The following is a 15787-nucleotide window of genomic DNA, read 5'->3' on the forward strand; positions in this document are numbered from 1 at the left end:
CTAATCAAAAACCAATTCAACCCGCTCTCGTCCCAGCAGGACGCGCAAGTCATCTATCAGTTGATCGGTGGGCGTCACCCGCCACTCGGTGCCGAGCGTCAATCGCACCCGGGAGCCGGGGCGACGATAGTTTACCTGAACCGGACAGACTCCGGCACGGGCGGGCTCCAAAATCTCGCACAAACGCGGGAAAAAGCGATCATCGATTCGCTGTTCATCGAGAGAGATGCGGATTGCCCTGGCAAAACGCTCTCTCGCATCGTTGATATCCAGTAATTCACGGGCCGACATTTTAAGGCCACCGGAGAAGTCATCAAAGCTGACCTGTCCAGAAACCACCAAAATACGGTCTTTTTGCATCAACTCTTCATATTTTTCCAGCGCTTCACTGAACAGGGTCACATCGAGGCGACCGGAACGGTCGTCCAGGGTGAAGATCCCCATCTTGTTGCCGCGCTTGGTCACCATGCTGCGCGCCGCGATCACCAGCCCAGCCGCCGTGGTCACGGTATCGCGGGAGGTGGGATGCAGATCGCACAGGCGACCCGAGGTGTAACGACGTAATTCGCCGCTGTACTGGTTGATGGGGTGACCGGTCAGGTAGAGCCCGAGGGTCTCGCGCTCCCCTTCCAGCCACACCTTGTCGGGCCAGTGCGGCACGTTGGCGAACGCCTTCTTGACGTCGTCTATCTCCTCGGTGAGCACGCCGAACATGTCGACCTGCCCCACCGCCTGGGCCTTGGCGTGCTGCTCGGCGGCGCGCATCGCCTCCTCCAGGGTCGCCATCAGGGCGGCGCGGTGAGGGCCGAGCCGGTCCATGGCGCCGGAGAGGATAAGCTTCTCCATCACCCGCTTGTTGAGCTTCTTGATGTCGACCCGGTTGCAGAAGTCGAACAGGTCGCGGAACGGGCCATCCCGATCCCGTGCTTCCAGGATCGCATCGATGGGACCTTCCCCCACCCCCTTCACCGCGCCGATGCCGTAGACGATATGACCGTCCTCGTTGACGCTGAAGCGGTAGCGACCGGTGTTGACGTCCGGCGGGATCACCGTCAGCCCCATCCGCTGACACTCGTCCACCAGGGTCACTATCTTGTCGGTGTTGTCCATGTCTGCGGTCATGACCGCCGCCATGAACTCGGCCGGGAAGTGGGTCTTGAGCCAGAGGGTCTGGTAGGAGACCAGCGCATAGGCGGCGGAGTGCGATTTGTTGAAGCCGTAGCCCGCGAACTTCTCCACCAGGTCGAAGATCTTCATCGCCAGCTCGCCGTCGACGCCGTTCTTGATGGCTCCCTCTTCAAAACCGGCCCGCTGCTTGGCCATCTCCTCGGGCTTTTTCTTGCCCATGGCCCGGCGCAGCATATCCGCGCCCCCCAGGGTGTACCCGGCCAGGGTCTGGGCGATCTGCATCACCTGCTCCTGGTAGAGGATGATGCCGTAGGTGGGCTCCAGGATGGGTTGCAGACTCTCGTGCTGCCACTTCTCGTCCGGATAGGAGATGGCTTCATTGCCGTGTTTGCGGTCGATGAAGTTGTCCACCATGCCTGACTGGAGCGGGCCCGGCCGGAACAGGGCCACCAGAGCGATCATGTCTTCGAAGCAGTCCGGCTGCAGCCGCTTGATGAGATCCTTCATGCCGCGGGATTCGAGCTGGAATACCGCGGTGGTCTCGTAGCGCTGCAGCAGGTCGAACGAGCGCTTGTCGTCGATGGGGATGGCGGCGATGTCGACCGGCGGCTTGCCCTCTTTGGCAAGGCGCGGGTTGATCATGCCGAGCGCCCAGTCGATGATGGTGAGCGTGCGCAGACCCAGGAAGTCGAACTTCACCAGGCCGGCGTATTCCACGTCATTCTTGTCGAACTGGGTGACCGGGTGATGGCCCTCGTCATCGCAGTAGAGCGGTGCAAAGTCGGTGATCTTGGTGGGCGCGATCACCACGCCACCGGCGTGTTTGCCGGCGTTGCGCACCACCCCTTCCAGCCGGCGCGCCATGTCGATGAGGTCTTTGACCTCCTCGTCCTGCTCGTAGAGCTCGGGCAGCTTGGGCTCGGCCTCGAACGCCTTGGCCAGGGTCATGCCGGGATCCGGCGGGATCAGCTTGGAGATGCGATCGACGAAACCGTAGGCGTGGCCCAGCACCCGGCCCACGTCCCGTACCACCGCCTTGGCCGCCATGCTGCCGAAGGTGATGATCTGGGACACAGCATCCCGGCCGTACATCTCGGAGACGTGCTCGATCACCTCGTCCCGTCGGTCCATGCAGAAGTCGACGTCGAAGTCGGGCATGGAGACCCGCTCGGGGTTCAGGAAACGTTCGAACAGCAGGTCAAATTCGAGTGGATCCAGGTCGGTGATCTTGAGGGCGTAGGCAACGAGCGAACCTGCACCCGAGCCCCGGCCCGGACCGACCGGGATGCCGTTGTCCTTGGACCACTGGATAAACTCCATCACGATGAGGAAGTAACCCGGGAAGCCCATCTGGTTGATCACTTTCAGCTCGATGTCGAGGCGCTCGTCATACTCGGGACGACGCTCGGCCCGCACCGCCGGATCCGGGAACAGAAACTCGAGCCGCTCCTCCAGCCCCTCTTTCGACTTGGCCACCAGGAAGTCTTCGGTGGTCATGTCGCCGGTGGGGAAGTTGGGCAGGAAGTATTCACCCAGACGCACCGTCACGTTGCAGCGCTTGGCGATCTCCACCGTGTTCTCCAGCGCCTCCGGGATGTCGGCGAACAGCTCGCACATTTCGTCCTGACTGCGCAGGTACTGCTGCGGGCTGTAGCGGCGCGGCCGGCGCTTGTCCATCAGGGTATAGCCGTCGTGGATGGCCACCCGGATCTCGTGGGCGTCGAAGTCATCGGCGGTGAGGAACACCACCTCGTTGGTGGCCACCACCGGCAGCGCGAACTCGCTCGCGAGGTTCACCGCCATGTGCAGGTAGACCTCCTCGTCGGGGCGACCGGTACGCAGCAGCTCCAGATAGTAGGCGTCAGGGAAGTGGGTCTGGTAGAAGGCGACGCACTGCTCGGTCATCTGGCGGTTGCCCTTGAGCAGGAACTTGCCCACGTCCCCCTCGCGCCCGCCGGAGAGCACGATCACCCCCTTGGCGTGCTCGACCAGCCACTCCTTGTCGATGACCGGCCGCCCCTGCACATGGCCGCGCTGATAGCCGCGGGAGATGAGCAGGGTGATGTTCTGGTAGCCGTCGTTGTCCATGGCGAGCAGAGTGAGGCGAAACTGCTCGTCGCCAAGTTCACTGCTCTGCACCCAGAAGTCGGCACCGACCAGAGGCTTGATCCCCTTGCCGTGGGCGGCGCCATAGAAGCGCACCAGGCCGCACATGTTCATCTGGTCGGTCAGGGCCAGCGCCGGCATGTTGTCGGCCGCCGCGGCCCCGACGATGGGGTTGATCTTCTGCAGACCATCCACCATGGAAAAGTCGGTATGCACCCGCAGGTGAATGAAACGGGGGTCAGCCATCGTCATGCCCTCTCATTACGCAAGCAGCCATCGCTTAGACAAATCAGCATGGGTTATTCCACTCCCAGTGCACGGCGCACCGGTTTGAAACTTTGACGATATTCCGGCAACGGGCCGCGCTCGGCCAGGATGGCGAGGTGCTCCGCAGTCGGATAGCCCTTGTGGCGGGCAAAGCCGTACTCGGGATGGCGGCTGTCCAGCTCGGTCATCTCCGCATCCCGGGTCACCTTGGCGAGGATCGAGGCGGCGCTGATGGCGGCCACCAGGCTGTCGCCCTTGACCACGGCGCGGGCTTCCATCGGCAGAGCCGGGCAGCGGTTGCCATCGATGAAGACCAGCTCGGGCGTGACCTTGAGCCCCGCCACGGCGCGCTGCATCGCCAGCATGGTGGCGTGCAGGATGTTAAGCTCGTCGATCTCCGCCGGGCTGGCACGGCCGATGGCGAAGGCCAGCGCCTTCTCTTTGATCTCGTCAAACAGGGCGAGGCGCTTCTTCTCGGAGAGCTTCTTGGAGTCGTTGAGCCCCTCGATCGGGTTGGCCGGGTCGAGGATGACGGCGGCGGTCACCACGTCTCCCACCAGGGGGCCACGGCCCACCTCGTCCACACCGGCAACCAGCTTGTCGTCAGGAATATCGATCATCATCTTGTAGCCTTGAATCAAAACAGGCCCCGCAGGGCCTGGCGTCGCGTTGGCGCAGCCACACTGGCCGCCCGCTCTCTACCGGCCCAGCAGCTCGGCCACCGCCTCGGCGGCCTGGTGGTCGGCATTGCAGCGAATGAGCTGATGGAGCTCGGTGAAGGTGTTCACCAGCGCGCTATTGTCGTGCTCGAAATACTTGCTCACCTCGACCACCAGGTTCTCCGGGGTGCACTCGTGCTGGATGAGTTCGGGCACCAGCATGCGGCCGGCCAACAGGTTGGGCAGGGAGACAAATTCGGTCTTCACCAGCCGCTGGGCCAGCCAGTAGCTGAAGGGCTTGAGCTTGTAGCCCACCACCATGGGTTTTTTCACCAGCATGGCTTCAAGCGCCGCGGTGCCAGAGGCCAGCATCACCACGTCGGCGGCGATCATCGCCTCGCGGCCCTGCCCTTCCAGCAGCACCATGTCGAGATCCGGCGCCACGTCGGCCTTGATGGCCATGAACTGCTCGCGCCGCTTCTGGTTGACCAGCGGCACGATGAAGCCGAGATCCGGGTAGCGCACCGTCAGGTGCTTGCACGCCTCGAGAAACAGCGGCGACATGAAGCCCACTTCCGCCGTGCGGCTGCCCGGCAGCACCGCCAGCCAGCGGCGATTGGCGTCGATGCCGAGGGTTCTGCGCACCGCGGCCTGATCCGGCACCAGCGGAATGTCGTCCGCCATGGTGTGGCCGACGAAACGGCAAGGGGCGTCAAAGCGGTCGTAGAAGGCTTTCTCGAACGGCAGGAAGGCGAGCACCATGTCGGTGGCGGCCTTGATCTTGTGAATGCGGTTCTGGCGCCAGGCCCACACCGAGGGGCTGACATAGTGAACCGTCTTGATACCGGCGCGGCGCAGTTTCAGCTCCACCCCGATATTGAAATCCGGTGCATCCACCCCGATGAAGATATCGGGCGGATTGGCGATGAAGTGGCGCAGCAGTTCGCGGCGGACCTTGAGGATGCGCGGCAGACGGCCCAGCACCTCGGTGATCCCCATGACGGAGAGCTCTTCCATCTCGAACAGGGCCTTCACGCCGAGGGCCTGCATGCGCGGCCCGGCGATCCCTTCGAACTGCGCGTCCGGGTAGCGGGCCTGCAGCTCGCGTACCAGGCCAGCAGCCAGAATGTCGCCGGAGACCTCTCCGGCGACGATACCGATGCGAACCGGATCAGGCACGGATGATCCCGCGCTCGTTGTCTTTGAGGAAATCCACATAGAGCTGGACGGCCGGCTCGGCTTGCGCCATCTCGATCAGCACAGGCAGCACCTCTTCGACGGTCTTGCCGGAGCGGAAGATCTCCTTGTAGGCGCGCTTGACGGCGGAGATGGCCTCAGGCGTGTAACCGCGGCGACGCAGCCCTTCGGAGTTGACCCCGAACGGTTTGGCGTAGTTGCCGGCGGCCATCACGTAGGGGGGCACGTCCTTGTTGAGGGCGGCGCAGCCACCGACGAAGGCGTGGGAGCCGACGCGGCCGAACTGGTGGATCGCGGAGAGACCGCCGAAGATCACGAAATCGCCGATCACCACGTGGCCCGCCAGGGTCGCGTTGTTGGCGAAGATGCAGTTGTCACCGATGATGCAGTCGTGGGCAACGTGGACGTTGACCATGAACAGGTTGCCGCTGCCGATCCGGGTCAGGGACTGATCCTGGATGGTGCCGCGGTGCACGGTGCAGTTCTCGCGAAAGACGTTGTTGTCGCCGATCTCGAGGAAGGTGCGCTCGCCGGCGTACTTCTTGTCCTGGCAATCCTCACCGATGGAGGTGTGCTGGAAGATCTTGTTGCCACGACCAATCCTGGTCGGGCCCTTGATCACCACATGGGAGCTGACCCAGGTGTTGTCGCCGATTTCCACCTCGGCACCGATGACAGAAAAGGGGCCGATTTCAACCCCTTTACCGATGACGGCAGACTCATGGACGACGGCAGTATCGTGAATGATGGCAGTCTGGTCGATCACGTGTGTTAAACCTCGCGTTTGGCGCACATCAGCTCGGCGGTACAGACCACTTCACCGTTGACCGTGGCCACACCGGTGAACTTGGCGATACCGCGACGCTCTTTCAGGAACTCCACGTCGAGCACCAGCTGATCGCCGGGGCCCACCGGACGCTTGAAACGAGCGTTGTCGATTGAGGCAAAGTAATAGAGTTCGTTGGGGGACGGCTTGCCCACCATGGTAAACGCCAGGATACCGGTGGCCTGTGCCATGGCTTCCAGGATCAGCACACCGGGGAACACCGGCTTGGCCGGAAAGTGCCCCTGGAAGATCGGCTCGTTGAAGGAGACGTTCTTGATGGCACGCAGGGTCTTGCGCTCATCGCTGATCTCGTAGTTTTCCACCTTGTCCACCATCAGGAACGGATAACGGTGGGGCAGCAGATCCATTATTTCCTGGATACCCAGGCTCTTCTTTTCAGTAGTCAAAACAGTACCCTATACCAATCGTGATTATTCTTGGTCCAGCTTCTTCTCAAGCTTGCTCAACCGCTTGTGCATCTCTTCGATACGCATCACCCGGGCGGCGGTCTTGCGCCACTCTTTATTGGTTTGCAGGGGGATGCCGGAAGAGTAGACACCGGGCTCGGTAATGGGTCGCATCACCATGGCCATGCCGGTAACGGTGGCCTGGTCGCAGATCTCCATATGCCCGTTAAAGACGGAGGCGCCGCCAATGATACAGTATTTGCCGACCTTGAGACTACCTGCCATCACGGTGGAGCCCGCCACGGCGGTGCCGTAGCCGATCTCGACGTTGTGGGCGATCTGGCACTGGTTGTCGATGATGACGTTGTCAGCGATGCGGGTATCTTCCAGCGCGCCGCGGTCGATGGTGGTGCAGGCACCGATCTCGACCCGGTTGCCGATGGTCACGCCGCCGAGCTGGGGGATCTTGATCCACTCGCCGCGCTCGTTGGCATAACCGAAACCATCGGCGCCGATCACTGTGCCGGATTGAACCAGACAGTCGGTGCCCATGGTGACGTCGTGATAGAGGGTAACGTTGGCCCACAACCGGGAGCGGGCTCCCAGTCGGGTATTCTTGCCAACGAAACAGCCCGGACCGATGCGCACATCATCCCCCAGCACCACGCCGGATTCGATCACCGCATTGGCCCCGATGGCCACTCTCTCACCCAGTTGCACGTCCGCCGCGATCACCGCGCTCGGATGGATATCCGTGGCCGGCTGCGGCGTGGTGTCCAACAGTTGGGCAACCCTTGCAAAGCCCACGTAGGGGTCTTTGAGCACCAGGGCATTGGTGGGACAAAATGGCAGATCCGCTTCTGTGATGAGCACGGCGGTCGCCTTGCTCTGCTCCAGATAATGCCGGTACTTTTTATTGGACAGGAAGGTGATGTCCCCCTCCCCGGCCTTTTCCAGTGTCGCTACCTTGCGGATTTCCAGGGTTCCGTCGCCATGGACCTGGGCCCCCAGTTGCTGGGCCAGCTGTGCGAGAGTGAATGCCATCAATTAGTTGCTCTTGCTTACCTGAGAAATAACCTGGGCAGAGATGTCCAGCTTGCTGGCGGCGTACGGGGCGGCGTTGCGCTCCAGCACCAGATCGTAACCATTGCTCTTGGCGATGGAGTCGATGGCTGCCTGCACCTTGGTCAGGATCTTGTTGCGCTCTTCGGACTGACGGCGACCGTTGTCCTGTTCAAACGCCTGACGCTTCTGGTTGAACTCCATCTGCAGCTTGGCCAGCTTCTCCTGGCTTTGTTTTTTCTGATCGGCGCTCATGAAGGCTTCATCCTTCTTGAACTTCTCGACCAGTTTCTGACCATCGGCTTCCAGCTTCTGCAGCTCGCGCATGCGCGGCTCGAATTCGCCTTTCAGCTTCTTGGAAACGGCTTCACGCTGGGGCAGCTTCTGGAAGACTTCGCCCATGTCGACCACGGCGATCTTGGTCTCGGCCAAGGCGGAGCCCATGCCGGCAGCCATCAGTGCAAAACTCAAACCAGCTACTTTCAACGCTTTATTCACACTTACTCCTTGTTCCCTCATGTGAGGGCTACCTGATTTACCTGATTATGCAAGTGGTACCCGGACCGACTTGTTACCTGGTGAGGCACGCAGGCTGCGCGTCCCATCATTGAATACCCCCACCATTGGGTGGGGGCAAGGTCCGTCCTTAGAAGGTACGGCCGATGTTGAATGAGAAGAACTCGGTCCGGTCGCCCTCGTACTGCTTGAGCGGACGGGCAATCGCGAACACCAGCGGGCCCATGGGAGAGAGCCACTGCAGCGACAGACCGGCCGAGGCGCGGTAGTTGGTCGGATCCGAATAGTCGGCCAGATAGTTGCAGCCGCTGAAGCAACGGTTGCGATACTGGTCATAGTCGAAGGTGGTATCCCACACCGAGCCGGCATCGATGAAGAAGCTGGTCCGCAGTTGCGGCTGATAGGTCTCGGACGCAAACGGCGTCGGCACTATCATCTCGAGGGAGGCGACCGCCAAGGCGTTGCCACCCACCGAGCTGTCGGTGCCCTGGATGACGTCGTTGCCGCTCAGGTTGTAGTAGTAGAGCGCCTTCGGACCGACCGTGTTGCTCTTGAAGCCACGCAGGGTGTCGAAACCACCGGCGAAGTAGTTCTCGAAGAACGGCAGTACGTGATCATAGTTGCCGTTGCTGCCGTAGCCGTTGCCGTAGGAGGCTCGCGCCTTGGCCATCAGCACCCACTTGTGATCCGCATCGAACGGGAAGTAGTGCGCGTCTTCGGCGTTGAGCTTGAAGTACTGCAGATCCATGCCCGGCACTGTGACCTTGGCGTTGACCCGCTGACGATCACCGGCGGTCGGGAACTGGCCCTTGTTGAGGGTGGAACGGGTCCAGCCGGCGGTGACGTCGACGGTGTTGAACACCATGCGGTTGTCGCCATCCTTGTTCTTGCTGTACACCTTCCAGAACTCATCCACCTGCAGATAGGGGTTGGGCTGGGACAGTTTGTTGTTTTCGACCCCGAGGCTGAAGTCGAGACGGTTGTTCTCGTTGACCGGGAAACCACTGGAGAGGCGGAAGCCGATGGTGGTGTTCTCGTAGTCCACGATGTTGGCGTCGGCCGCACTGAACTGGTTGTAGTAGAGACGACCGCCCAGGCTGACCCCGTCCACGGTGAAGTAGGGATCGTTGTAGCTGAGGTCGACGCTCTTGGAGTACTTGTTGGTACTGGCGGAGATGCCGATCTTCTTGCCGGTCCCCATGAAGTTGTCCTGCTGCAGGCCCGCCTGCAGGCTCAGGCCAGATTCGGTACCGTAGCCCACACCGGCGTTGATGGAACCGGCAGGCTGCTCCTTGACCTTGAAGTCCAGATCGACCTGGTCATCGCTGCCCGGCACCCGCTTGGTGTCCACTTCGGCGCTCTCGAAGAAGCCGAGGCGGTTGAGACGGGTCTTGGACTGCTCGACGCTGTCGGAGGAGAGCCAGGTGCCCTCCATCTGACGCATCTCGCGGCGCAGCACTTCGTCCTTGGTGGTGACGTTGCCGCTGAAGTTGATGTTGCGCACGTAGACGCGCGGGCCCGGCTCGATGTTGACGATGAGCTCCACTTCCTTGGTCTGGTCGTTGACCTGCGGGAAGGTGACCACTTTCGGGTAGGCGTAGCCGTAGCGACCGAGGAACTTGGAGAGCACCTCTTCGGTATGGGTCACCTGGCTGGCGGAGTAGATGCTGCCGGTCTCGATGGGGATGAGCCCCTTCATCTCGCCGCCGCGATCGATCAGATCGCCCTTGAGCTGGATGCCGGAGACCTTGTACTGATCCCCTTCCTTGACGTTGAGGGTGACGTAGACCCCCTTCTTGTCCGGGGTCATGGAGACCTGGGTGGACTCCTGCTGGAAGCGGATGTAGCCGCGGTCCATGTAGTAGGAGCGCAGGGTTTCGATGTCGCCGGCCAGCTTCTGTTTCTGGTAGCGCTGGTCGCCGGTGAAGTTCCACCAGGGCACGTCATCCTTGAGGGAGAGCTGGGCCAGCAGCTTCTCTTCCGGGAAGACGTTGTTGCCGACGATGTTGATCTGCTGGATCTTGGCCGCTTCCCCTTCCACGAAGGTGAACTTAAGGTCGACCCGGTTGCGCGGCAGCGGGGTGACGATGGCCTTGACCTTGGCGGAGTACTTGCCCACGCCGTAATAGAAATCTTCCAGCCCCTTCTCGAGGGAGCTCAGCACGGTGCGATCGAGGGGATCACCCACCCGGATGCCGGAGGACTCCAGGCTCTGGGTCAGTTGCTCCTCCTTGATGTCCTTGTTGCCGGAGAATTCGATGCTGGAGATGGTCGGCCGCTCCTTGACCATCACCTGCAGTACCTGGCCGTCGCGGTAGACCTTGACGTCCTCGAAGTTGCCGGAGGCATAGAGCTTCTTGATGGCGTTGGCCAGCGCGACGGAGTCGACGGAATCGCCAACCCGGATCGGCAGGTTCAACAGGGCGGCACCCAGGGTCACCCGCTGCAGACCTTCAACCTGAATATCTTGCACCACAAAAGAGGCAGGGGCCGCCTGGGCCAGGAAACTGGCACCCAGCAGGCAACTCAACACCAATGCTTTTTTAACAGCCATTTTGTTCTTATGTGTCCTTGTTGATGCTCTGGCCTCAGAGGCGAGCGAAATCATTAAACAGCGCAATACCCATCAGTAACATCAGAATGGCGGCGCCAATCCGGAAACCCACTTCCTGAATTTTTTCCGATACCGGCTTGCCGGTGACCGCCTCGATGAGGAAGTAGACCAGATGGCCACCATCCAGCACCGGCAGGGGGAACAGGTTGATGATCCCCAGGTTGACGCTGATGAGCGCCAGAAAACCGAGGAAATAGACCAGTCCATAGTCGGCACTGCTGCCCGCCCCCTTGGCAATGGAGATGGGGCCGCTCAGGTTGTCCAGCGAGACGATGCCACCGATCAGCTTGCCGATCATGTCGAAGGTCAGGGTGGTCAGGCTCCAGGTCTTCTGGGCGCCCTGCCACAGGGCTTGCAAAGGCCCATACTGTAACAGAATCCGATACTCATCCGGTAATGGAACCAGTTGCGGCGACAGGCCGACGAAACCGACCAGCTGGCCCCGCACCTTCTTGGCATCCGGGGTCAGAGTCAGGGTCAGCTCGCTGCCCGCCCGCTCGACGGTCACCTCAAGCGGCTGCCTGGGCGACTGCTGCACCTGGTGGACAAACTGGGCCCACTCGGTGATCGCCTCATCCCCTACCCGCTTGATGCGATCGCCAGCCTGGAGGCCGGCCTTCTCGCTGGCGCTCGCGGCCACCACCGCATCGACCACCGGCAGCACCTTGCCGCCCAGCGGCACTATCCCGAGGCTCCCGATGGGGGACTCCTTGTCGGGATCAAACTTCCAGCCGGCCAGCTGCAGGGTTTTGTCCACCGCATAGCTGGTGTTGGCCGCCTTGAGCTTGAGCTGGACCGAGTCATCGCCAAGGTGGCTGATGAGGGCATAGGTCACGCTCTCCCAGTCACCTGTCTCCTCGCCGCCGACGCCGACGATCTCCATGCCGGGCTCCACCCCGGCCGCCGCCACGATGGAGGCGGGACGCACCTCGCCCACCACGGGTTTGACGGCGGGGACGCCGATCATGAACATCAGCCAGAGGGCGAACAGGGCAAACACGAAGTTGGCCATGGGGCCGGCTGCGACGATGGCCATCCGCGCCCAGACGCTCTTGTGGTTGAAGGCGTACTGCTCGTCACCGGGCTTGAGTTCGTCGACCCGGCCATCCAGCATCTTGACGTAACCACCAAGGGGGATCAGGGCCAGCACGTACTCGGTGCCATCCTTGCCGAGCCGGCGCCAGATGGCCTTGCCAAAACCGATGGAGAAGCGCTCGACCTTGACGCCGCAGCGGCGGGCCACCCAGAAGTGGCCGAATTCATGCACCGCAACCAGCAGCCCGAGGGCGACGATAAAGGCACCTATGTTCCACAACACACCGCCCATCAGCCCATCACCTCGCATTCATGCATGGTCCTGTCTCCGACATTCAGGGTGAAGGCAGCACAATGCCACGAAATACTTCTCATCAGCTAAGCTCCTCAATCAAATTGTGAGCACGGGCACGGGCCGCCCCATCCAGCGCAATCAAATCGTCCAGCGAGCCGACATCCGTGCCGCCCAGGGCGAGCATGGTGGCCTCATTGACTCTGGCAATATCCATAAAACCGATCCGCTCTGCAAGGAAAGCCGCTACGGCCTCCTCGTTGGCGGCATTGAGGGCCGTGGTCGCGGCCTGACCCTGCTGACAGGCATGCATGGCAAGCTGCAGACAGGGATAGCGCTCATAGTCGGGACGGATAAAGCTGAACTCTCCGACACTGAAGAAGTCCAAAGGTTCCACACCGGACTCGACCCGAGCCGGATAGGCCAGGGCGTGGGCGATGGGGGTGCACATGTCCGGGTTGCCGAGCTGAGCCAGCACGGAGCCGTCCTTGTACTGCACCATGGAGTGGATGACCGACTGGGGATGGATCACCACCTGGATCTGCTCGGGCGCCGCGTTGAACAGCCAGCGCGCCTCGATATACTCCAGCCCCTTGTTGATCATGGTGGCAGAGTCGACCGAGATCTTGGCTCCCATGGACCAGTTGGGATGGGCGATGGCCTGGGCCGGGGTGACATGGGCCAGCTCGCCGATGTCGGTGTAGCGGAACGGGCCGCCGGAGCCGGTCAGCAGGATCTTGCTGATCCCCGCCCCCGCCAGGTCGCAAAAGCCCGGCTGGCGCTGAATGGCCTCGGGCAAGCACTGGAAAATGGCGTTGTGTTCGCTGTCGATGGGCAGCAGCTCGGCACCGTGCTCGCGTACCGCCTCCATGAAGAAGGCACCGGACATCACCAGCGCCTCCTTGTTGGCCAGCAGGATGCGCTTGCCGGCCCGCACGGCGGCCATGGTGGGCGCGAGGCCGGCGGCACCGACGATAGCCGCCATCACGCTGTGGGCATCGGGGTGAGCGGCCACGTCACACAGGGCGGCCGGACCGGACAGCACCCGGGTGGCGCTGCCGTGGGTCTTGAGTTGACCGGCCAGCTCGGCAGCCGCAGTTTCGTCCACCATGACGGCGAAACGGGGGGAAAACTCGAGGCAGTCGCGCAGCATGGCATCCACGCTGCGGGCCGCCGTCAGCGCCAGCACCTGCCAGCGCCCAGGATTGTGCCGCAGTACCTTGAGCGTACTCTGACCAATGGAGCCGGAGGCTCCCAGAATCACCAGGTTATGCATCAAAACTCCCGCTGTATGACGAATGGATGGCACCTGCGGCCTGCCGGATCATCGGGCAGTCCATCAGAATTCCTGGCTGAGCAACAGGTAGCTGAGCAGGAATACCGGCAGGGCGGCGGTCAGGCTGTCGATACGGTCGAGAATGCCGCCGTGACCGGGCAGCAGGGTCCCTGAATCCTTGATGCCGGCCTCGCGCTTGAACATGCTCTCGGTCAGGTCACCGAGCACAGAGGCGAGCACCGCCAGCAGGGAGCAGAACAGCACTATGGCCATCTTGGCGGGCACGAAGCCCATGAACCAGGTCACCCCCACCGCCAGCAGGCTGGCGGTAAACAGGCCGCCACACATGCCTTCGATGGTTTTACCCGGGCTCACGGCCGGCGCAAGCTTGTGTTTGCCGAACGCCTTGCCGAAAAAATACGCGCCAGAATCTGCCGCCCAGACCAGTCCCATCACGAACAGCAGGATCCAGGCTCCCATCATGGGGTCGTGATAGAAGTTGTAACCACGGATGGCCACCAGGGACCAGAAGAAGGGCACCAGGGTCACCAGACCAAACAGGGACTTGAGCCAGATGGACTCCTTCCACAGCTTGGCGCTCTGGGGGTAGCGCAGCACCAGCAGCAGCCCCAGCAGCCACCAGCTGACGGCGGTCCAGAGCACGCCCATCACCAGCGGATGCAGGTGGGGAGTCCACAACTGCTCCACCGGCAGCCAGAACAGGCTGGCACCGAGCAGCAGGCAATAGACCAGCGGCAGCCACTGTTGCGGTTTGGCGGAGACAAAGCCGCTCCACTCGCGGCTGGCCAACAGAAATACCAGGGATGCCAACAGGGCAAAGAATTTCAACGGCAGAAAAAAGAGGGCTCCCAACACCAGGGGAACCAGTAGCAATGCGGTAATAATTCGTTGTTTTAGCAAAAGAAGCCTCTCTCTTGGGAGGGGGGTTAGCCGGTCTGTTGCTCGGCGATCAATTCCCGGATCTGTTCACCGGTGCAGCCAAAACGGCGCTCACGGGAGACGAAGGAGGCCACGGCCTCGCTGAACTCGGCTTCGCCGAAGTCGGGCCACAGCACCGGGGTAAAATAGAGCTCGGCATAGGCGAGCTGCCACAGCACGAAGTTGCTGATGCGATGATCGCCACCGGTACGGATCAGCAGATCCACCGGCGGCAGGTCGGCCATGCACACCTCGCGACCAAGCAGGGTTTCATCAATCTGCTCGGCCGACAATTCACCTGCCGCCACAGCCGTGGCAAGCTTGCGAGCCGCCTGGGTGATGTCCCACTGGCCACCGTAATTGGCGGCGATGTTGAGGGTCAGCCCCCTGTTGTTGGCGGTCAACGCCTCCGCCTTGGCGATTTTGGCCTGCAGCCGTTCGCTGAAGCGGGCGGTATCGCCGATCACCTTGAGCCGAATGCCGTTGCTGTGCAGTTTTTTAACCTCGCGGCCCAGCACCGTTATAAACAGTTCCATCAGGGCACTGACCTCCCCTTCCGGGCGGCGCCAGTTCTCGCTGGAAAACGCAAACAGAGTGAGCGCATCCAGTTTGGCACGCGCGGCAAAGGTCACCGCCTCGCGAACAGACTTCACACCGGCCTTGTGGCCATAGACCCGCATCTTGCCACGGTTCTGGGCCCAGCGTCCGTTGCCATCCATGATGATGGCCACATGACGAGGCAAGGACGAATTGGCACAATCACCTACGGCTGCCAAAAGCGACATTCATTTCTCCCACAAAGACAAAAGCGCCGTGCAGGGGCACTACACGGCGCTCGTAATATACCTGTCAGAGGCTTAGATTTCCATTAGCTCCTTTTCCTTCACGGCCAGCGCATCGTCTACCAGCTTGATGAAGGAATCGGTCAACTTCTGGATCTCTTCCTGGGCACGACGGTCGTCGTCTTCGGAGATCTCTTTGTCTTTGAGCAGGGCCTTCAGATCGGCGTTGGCATCGCGACGGATGTTGCGAATGGCAACCCGGGCACCTTCCGCTTCGGCACGCACGATCTTGGTCAGATCACGACGGCGCTCTTCGGTCAGCGGCGGCAGCGGCACGCGCAGGGTCTGGCCGTTGCTGGACGGATTCAGGCCCAGATCGGAGGTCAGGATGGCCTTTTCCACCGCCTGGATCATGGAGCGATCGAAGATGGAGATGGAGAGGGTGCGGGCATCTTCTGCCACCACGTTGGCCAACTGTTTCAGAGGAGTGGCGGCACCGTAATACTCCACCTGGATGCCGTCGAGCAGGCTCGGGTGAGCGCGGCCGGTGCGGATCTTGGACATCTGGGTCTTGAGCGACTCGACACTCTTGCCCATGCGGTCCTTGGCGTCGTTTTTAATCTCGTTGATCACAGTGGTTTTCCTTTTGGCGAACGAGCCGTCTACCGGCCCGTATCTATC

Annotated in this window: 13 protein-coding genes; all 13 read right to left on the minus strand. The window is 61.7% G+C overall.

The features are described 5' to 3' along the window. The 13 genes from dnaE to frr all read right to left on the minus strand — a co-directional run bounded on the left by dnaE (position 1) and on the right by frr (position 15739). Complete coding sequence (dnaE, locus tag CK627_RS20195) at positions 1-3480, minus strand: DNA polymerase III subunit alpha (RefSeq protein WP_005303432.1); 3480 nt, start codon at positions 3478-3480, stop codon at positions 1-3. Between the two features lie 53 nt (positions 3481-3533). Beyond that, positions 3534-4124 carry a ribonuclease HII gene (rnhB, locus tag CK627_RS20200; RefSeq protein ID WP_019839053.1) on the minus strand — a complete coding sequence of 197 codons (591 nt, stop codon included), beginning with the start codon at positions 4122-4124 and terminating at the stop codon, positions 3534-3536. A 75-nt stretch (positions 4125-4199) separates the two neighbouring features. Next, positions 4200-5339, minus strand: coding sequence for a lipid-A-disaccharide synthase (gene lpxB, locus CK627_RS20205; RefSeq protein WP_005303436.1), 1140 nt, complete (start codon positions 5337-5339; stop codon positions 4200-4202). After that, a complete protein-coding gene (gene lpxA / locus CK627_RS20210) occupies positions 5332-6123 on the minus strand; it encodes an acyl-ACP--UDP-N-acetylglucosamine O-acyltransferase (RefSeq protein WP_017764123.1) in 792 nt (263 codons plus the stop codon). Before lpxA ends, lpxB begins: the two co-directional genes overlap by 8 nt. Positions 6124-6128: 5 nt before the next feature. Continuing rightward, positions 6129-6590, minus strand: coding sequence for a 3-hydroxyacyl-ACP dehydratase FabZ (gene fabZ / locus CK627_RS20215; RefSeq protein ID WP_010634777.1), 462 nt, complete (start codon positions 6588-6590; stop codon positions 6129-6131). A 24-nt stretch (positions 6591-6614) separates the two neighbouring features. Then, positions 6615-7634 carry a UDP-3-O-(3-hydroxymyristoyl)glucosamine N-acyltransferase gene (gene lpxD, locus CK627_RS20220; RefSeq protein WP_005303442.1) on the minus strand — a complete coding sequence of 340 codons (1020 nt, stop codon included), beginning with the start codon at positions 7632-7634 and terminating at the stop codon, positions 6615-6617. A 3-nt stretch (positions 7635-7637) separates the two neighbouring features. Continuing rightward, entirely contained in the window at positions 7638-8150 is a 513-nt protein-coding gene (locus CK627_RS20225; RefSeq protein WP_017764121.1) for an OmpH/Skp family outer membrane protein, read from the minus strand. Between the two features lie 148 nt (positions 8151-8298). Further along, positions 8299-10722, minus strand: a complete 2424-nt coding sequence (gene bamA / locus CK627_RS20230; RefSeq protein WP_005303446.1) for an outer membrane protein assembly factor BamA — start codon at positions 10720-10722, stop codon at positions 8299-8301. A gap of 34 nt (positions 10723-10756) precedes the next feature. After that, positions 10757-12109 (minus strand): sigma E protease regulator RseP, encoded by a 1353-nt coding sequence (rseP, locus tag CK627_RS20235; protein WP_017764119.1) that lies wholly within the window; start codon positions 12107-12109, stop codon positions 10757-10759. A gap of 82 nt (positions 12110-12191) precedes the next feature. Next, positions 12192-13385, minus strand: a complete 1194-nt coding sequence (gene ispC / locus CK627_RS20240; RefSeq protein ID WP_017764118.1) for a 1-deoxy-D-xylulose-5-phosphate reductoisomerase — start codon at positions 13383-13385, stop codon at positions 12192-12194. A gap of 63 nt (positions 13386-13448) precedes the next feature. Further along, positions 13449-14306, minus strand: coding sequence for a phosphatidate cytidylyltransferase (locus tag CK627_RS20245; protein WP_005303453.1), 858 nt, complete (start codon positions 14304-14306; stop codon positions 13449-13451). A 26-nt stretch (positions 14307-14332) separates the two neighbouring features. Continuing rightward, entirely contained in the window at positions 14333-15109 is a 777-nt protein-coding gene (gene uppS, locus CK627_RS20250; RefSeq protein ID WP_095593221.1) for a polyprenyl diphosphate synthase, read from the minus strand. A 72-nt stretch (positions 15110-15181) separates the two neighbouring features. Further along, positions 15182-15739 carry a ribosome recycling factor gene (gene frr, locus CK627_RS20255; protein ID WP_010634784.1) on the minus strand — a complete coding sequence of 186 codons (558 nt, stop codon included), beginning with the start codon at positions 15737-15739 and terminating at the stop codon, positions 15182-15184. Between the last annotated feature and the right edge of the window lie 48 nt (positions 15740-15787).

The organism is Aeromonas dhakensis (genome assembly GCF_002285935.1).
Lineage (GTDB): Bacteria > Pseudomonadota > Gammaproteobacteria > Enterobacterales > Aeromonadaceae > Aeromonas > Aeromonas dhakensis.

What these genes read in the sequence shown, in the direction of transcription:
- ispC (WP_017764118.1), bottom strand. Translation starts at nt 13,385, where the DNA reads ATGCATAACCTGGTGATTCTGGGAGCCTCCGGCTCCATTGGTCAGAGT.
- rnhB (WP_019839053.1), bottom strand. Translation starts at nt 4,124, where the DNA reads ATGATGATCGATATTCCTGACGACAAGCTGGTTGCCGGTGTGGACGAG.
- uppS (WP_095593221.1), bottom strand. Translation starts at nt 15,109, where the DNA reads ATGTCGCTTTTGGCAGCCGTAGGTGATTGTGCCAATTCGTCCTTGCCT.
- rseP (WP_017764119.1), bottom strand. Translation starts at nt 12,109, where the DNA reads ATGGGCGGTGTGTTGTGGAACATAGGTGCCTTTATCGTCGCCCTCGGG.
- bamA (WP_005303446.1), bottom strand. Translation starts at nt 10,722, where the DNA reads ATGGCTGTTAAAAAAGCATTGGTGTTGAGTTGCCTGCTGGGTGCCAGT.
- dnaE (WP_005303432.1), bottom strand. Translation starts at nt 3,480, where the DNA reads ATGGCTGACCCCCGTTTCATTCACCTGCGGGTGCATACCGACTTTTCC.
- lpxD (WP_005303442.1), bottom strand. Translation starts at nt 7,634, where the DNA reads ATGGCATTCACTCTCGCACAGCTGGCCCAGCAACTGGGGGCCCAGGTC.